Origin of the sequence: Candidatus Cryosericum odellii (assembly GCF_003570935.1) — a bacterium.
GTDB classification, from domain to species: Bacteria; Caldisericota; Caldisericia; order Cryosericales; family Cryosericaceae; genus Cryosericum; species Cryosericum odellii.
Map to the genome: position 1 here is coordinate 1 of NZ_QXIU01000247.1, position 2,872 is coordinate 2,872.

Consider the following 2,872-nt stretch of genomic DNA (forward strand, 5'->3'; position numbering starts at 1 on the left):
GCTTACGGGTGAGTTCGCCGAGATATCTCAGCTTCGCCCGGAGGTCCTTATGCCCTCGGAGTTCATCGACCTGTTTCGGGCAGTCTCCCAGGTGACTCGCGTCTGATCGAGTGCGTCCAGAGCGCCCACCGTGTTGTCTTTTCCCTCATCGGGAGTAAAATCTCTCGGTAAGTCAAGTCATCTCATTTCGGGAGGTATGCGATTATGAAGATCCAGAACGATGCACGTTATGCGAAGTCGGACGAGTGGGTACGCGTCGAGGGTGGCGTTGCGTTCGTCGGAGTCTCTGACTACGCCCAGAGCAAGCTGGGGGATGTCGTGTTCGTCGGTGAGATCTCCGTCGGCTCGACATTGAAGGCAGGAGATATCCTGACCTCCGTCGAATCGGTCAAGGCTGCTTCAGACGTCTATACGCCTGTGTCGGGCAACGTTGTCGAAGTCAACCATGAAGTCACGGCCAAGCCTGAACTTCTCAATAGTGATGCGTTTGGAGCCGGCTGGCTGGCGAAGATCGAGCTTTCGAACCCGGATGAGCTGAATGGTCTGATGAGTGCTACTGACTATGCAGAGTACAGGAAGGAATAAGTTCTCGTTCATTCCGGCGACAGGTGATGAGCAGCAGGCGATGTTGCAGAAGATTGGCCTGCAGTTTGATGACATCGTCAAGTGTTTTGCTGGCAACTCCTGCGTGGAAGGCGGTCTCCAACTCCCCGACGGATTGACGGAGGATCAGATGGTCGAGTACTGGGACACCATGATGTCCCGGAACTCGGGTCCCAGGAAGGCTTCTCTTCTGGGCGCCGGGGCATACATGCATTTCATTCCAGCCGTCGTCCCACACCTTGCATCTCTCCCGGGTTTCGTCACAGCATATACGCCATACCAGCCCGAGATAAGCCAGGGGACGTTGCAGTCCCTGTTCGAGTTCCAGTCGTTCATGGTGGAACTCACCGATATGGAATTGGCCAACTGCTCGATGTACGATGGGGCCTCGTCGACCGCTGAGGCCATGCTGATGGCTCATCGTGTCAAGAAGGCGGACCGGGTGCTCGTCGCTGCAACGGTGAACCCGAACTACTTGGCAACGGTCCGGACCTACCTGAAACCACACGGGATTGCCGTCGATGTCGTCAGGATGGATGGCGACGGGCGCGTATCCATGGAAGATCTGGAGCTAAAACTGTCTGCCTCTGCGTGCAGCGCAGTTCTTGTCCAGAGTCCAAACTACCTGGGCATTATCGAAGACCTTGGTGCCATCGGGACAGCCGTCCACGGGCACGATGCCCTGTTTGTCGAATCCTTCACCGAAGCGATGGCTCTGGGACTGCTCAAGTATGGTGTTGGCACTGGAGCAGACATTGTCGTCGGTGAGGGACAGTCGCTTGGTCTCTCGATGTCATTTGGTGGGCCGCATCTTGGCGTCTTTGCCACCCTGAAGAAGTACAACCGTGACTTTCCCGGTCGAATCGTCGGTGAGTCCATCGACACAAAGGGTCGCCAGGCATTTGTCATGACGTTGAGAGCGCGCGAGCAGGACATTCGACGCGAGAAGGCGACGTCCAATATCTGTTCGAACCATGCACTCAACGCACTAACGGCAGCTGTATACCTTGGCAGTGTGGGCGAGTCGGGATTCAGGGCACTTGCCTGTGAGAACGTTGCGAAGCTGCAGAAGCTGATCAGTGGACTCGAGGCGACCGGGCACTTCACCCGTGTTTTCAAGCAGAGCCCAGTGTTCAATGAAGCAGTCCTTGCCAGTTCGATCGCTCCCGAAGATATGCGCTCCCGACTGGCGGGTGTGCCGGTGTTTCCACCGCTCGCTCTTGCTCGTGGCGTTGTCCCGGAAGTCCAGGGGATGCCTCATACGTATCTGGTCTGCGCGACCGAGATGCTCAAGGACAGTATCCTTGGGCAGGTTCTCGGCGCATTGAGCTGAGGTGGCGGAAGATGACTCTATTTGAGAAGAGTGTGGCAGGCCGGTCGGCATTCTCGTTTGGGTTCGAGGAGGACAGGGCTGTAGCCGAAAGATATATTCCTGAGTTTGCGCGCGCTGCGGTGAAACCGCTGCCACAGGTCGCAGAACTTGACCTGGTACGCCATTTCACGAATCTGGCTACGATAAACTACGGTGTCGACACCGGCTTCTACCCGCTGGGGTCGTGCACGATGAAGTACAACCCCAAGATCAACGAGCGAATGGCCGCTGATCCAAGGCTGACTGTGCGTCACCCACTGGATGATCCCACAGACAACCAGGGCATCCTGCAAATGGAATTCGAGCTGAAGGAGTCTCTGCAGGAGATCACCGGTATGGACGACTTCACGCTGCAGCCCGCATGCGGCGCCCATGGTGAGCTCACTGGCATGCTCATTATCCATGCCTACATGCGTGACCACGATGCCAAGCGCACGAAAGTGCTGATCCCCGATTCTGCTCATGGAACAAATCCTGCGTCGGCATCGATGGCAGGATTCCAGGTCGTGACCGTTCCCTCCAACGAGCGAGGCGGGGTCGACATGGATGCTTTGGGCAAACTCATGGACGATACGGTGGCGGCCATCATGCTGACCAACCCGAACACCGTGGGGCTGTTCGAGGAGAACATCACGCAGATTGCCGAACTCGTGCATGCTCGCGGAGGTCTGCTGTACTACGATGGGGCAAACCTTAATGCTCTCATGGGACTCATTCGTCCAGGGGATCTTGGGTTCGATGTGGTTCATCTGAACCTCCACAAGACATTCGCCACCCCACATGGCGGTGGAGGTCCGGGCGCTGCCCCTGTGGGCGTCAAGAAACTGCTGGCTGACTACCTTCCGATCCCCGTGGTTGTGTGCAGAGACGGTCAGTACACCCTGGATGAGAACAGGC

3 protein-coding genes are annotated in these 2,872 nt (G+C 57.0%); all 3 read left to right on the forward strand.

Going from position 1 to position 2,872, the window contains the following annotated elements:
* The first annotated feature begins 204 nt into the window (after window positions 1-204).
* Window positions 205-585, forward strand: coding sequence for a glycine cleavage system protein GcvH (gene gcvH, locus SMC5_RS10015; protein WP_119120590.1), 381 nt, complete (start codon window positions 205-207; stop codon window positions 583-585).
* Window positions 563-1,936 carry an aminomethyl-transferring glycine dehydrogenase subunit GcvPA gene (gcvPA, locus tag SMC5_RS10020; RefSeq protein ID WP_119120591.1) on the forward strand — a complete coding sequence of 458 codons (1,374 nt, stop codon included), beginning with the start codon at window positions 563-565 and terminating at the stop codon, window positions 1,934-1,936. The genes gcvH and gcvPA overlap by 23 nt, the downstream gene beginning before the upstream one ends.
* Window positions 1,933-2,872: aminomethyl-transferring glycine dehydrogenase subunit GcvPB (gene gcvPB / locus SMC5_RS10025; protein WP_407079771.1), on the forward strand; the 940-nt coding region annotated here is incomplete at its 3' end. The genes gcvPA and gcvPB, both read left to right, overlap by 4 nt.

Excerpts from the sequence above, each read along its gene's own strand:
- gcvPA (WP_119120591.1), top strand. The coding sequence starts at position 563 with ATGCAGAGTACAGGAAGGAATAAGTTCTCGTTCATTCCGGCGACAGGT.
- gcvH (WP_119120590.1), top strand. The coding sequence starts at position 205 with ATGAAGATCCAGAACGATGCACGTTATGCGAAGTCGGACGAGTGGGTA.